We start from the raw sequence: 1,866 nt of genomic DNA, 5'->3' as shown, positions 1-1,866 counted from the left end.
GGAGAGTAGACCAGTGGAACTTCCCCACCAGTCTCTCGCAAAACTGTACGTAAACCTCTCAGCTTATACAGCTTCCATTATTCAGCCTTTTGATCTAACCCTAGTGTCCAGTGATAGAAAATATCCGGAGACCTCTTTCTCACCTTTCCTAGAAATTGTCTTGCTAGTCTTCCGTGACCCCTGAGTCTCTTATATTTCCTTTTGACCCACTTTTCTAGATGCCGCTCTACATTCTTTAGAGATTTGTAGACCTCAGTTCTGTAAAATTTGCCATAGTACTGATACCAGCCTCTGACTATTGGATTTACTTTCTCTGACATCCCCTCTAATGTTATATGCGTATTTCTTAGCATTTTCCATGATCTTATGGTTGTAGTAATCTTTTTCTTGGCCTTGTTGCTAATTGCTGGGAGAAATGAAACAAAATGCTTCCCTATTTTATTTCTTGCTAACCTGGGTCTGAATGTGTAACCCAGAAAATCAAAACTTTGTTTAGGAAATTCATCTCTCCTATTGTCATCCTTACAGTACACTATCTGTGTCTTTTCAGGATGTAATTTCAACTTATACTCAGCCAATCTTTCTTCGATCATTACTTTCACAAATTCTGCCTGTTTCTCTGTTCTGCAGTGCACTATCGCATCATCCACATATCTCTCAAATGGTACCGTCGGGTAGTTCTTTTTCATCCATATATCAAACACATGATGCATGAATATATTAGAGATGATTGGGCTAACTGAACCTCCTTGCGGAACTCCTTTATCCCTAACTACCTTACTGCCATCTGCAAGTTTTATAGGGGATTTTATCCACCTTTCAACGTATAGTATGACCCATTTGCAATTTGTATGCTTCTTGATAGCTTGCAATGCCAACTCGTGATCCAAATTGTCGAAAAACCCGGATATATCTAGATCTATCGTCCAATCATACCTCCAGCATCTTTTCCTTGCCGTATCTACCGCATCCAGTGCTGATTTATTCGGTCTATAACCATATGAATCTTCATGGAATTTTGGTTCTACTAGCGGCTCAAGATACATAGAAGCGGCCGTTTGCCCTATCCTGTCGAATACTGAAGGAACACCTAAAATTCTTTGTCCCCCTCCCGTATCTTTCGGTATTGCTACAGCTTTTACAGGCTCTGGAAAATAACTTCCTGATGACATCCGATTCCATAGTTTGTACAGATTATCCTTCAGGTTCTCTTCAAACCTTGTTATCGATACCTCATCCACACCAGCCGCACCTTTATTTTTCGATACTTGTTTATAAGCCCTCCAAATAAGTTGCTTTGGTATATCAAAAGACTTTGTTTTATTCATTAACTCCTCCCTTTCGGTTGATACATAATTAAAACTGAATAACTCAACTCCTTCGCTCCATTTCCATTACAGAAACTTCTTCACTACTACGCGCCCCTGTTTTCCGCATTGGTACTCTCATCCTTAGAGTTTAGCTCCTTGAATTTCTCCCTTATCATCGAAACGACAGGTTCCCGTAGTTCTACACAATAGCCTAAAATAGATTCATGCCACCTTTATGCCGGACGCCTCCTACCCCGTAAACAAGCTCCCGGTAGATTTATCCCAGTTGAGTTATAAGCCCCTGGTTTTGACGTCATCAGTTATGGTTTCGACACTTTATCAGTGGTTCACTTTCGTTCATCTCTCTATTTCACACATGACACATAACTGCGCCTTTTCCATAACGCTCACTACCTTGGCTCTTTACCAAAGCAGCTTATGGTTGTTTGAAGCCTGCTCTTGTAAATCGGCTCCGAGGGGCCCACCCTCATCTATTGCGTAGCTTAAGTACTCAGTTTGCTCTTTTCTGACCATTCCTTGCATCACTACGGCACAC

1 protein-coding gene is annotated in these 1,866 nt (G+C 41.1%); it reads right to left on the bottom strand.

From position 1 onward, the window contains the following. Positions 1 to 77: 77 nt before the first annotated feature. A complete protein-coding gene (ltrA, locus tag Wcon_RS07990; RefSeq protein ID WP_114517805.1) occupies positions 78 to 1,328 on the bottom strand; it encodes a group II intron reverse transcriptase/maturase in 1,251 nt (416 codons plus the stop codon). Between the last annotated feature and the right edge of the window lie 538 nt (positions 1,329 to 1,866).

The sequence above is a fragment of the Wolbachia endosymbiont of Cylisticus convexus genome (assembly GCF_003344345.1).
The sequence above is the reverse complement of the archived record's forward strand: the minus strand, read 5'-3'. Positions and strand labels throughout refer to the sequence as shown.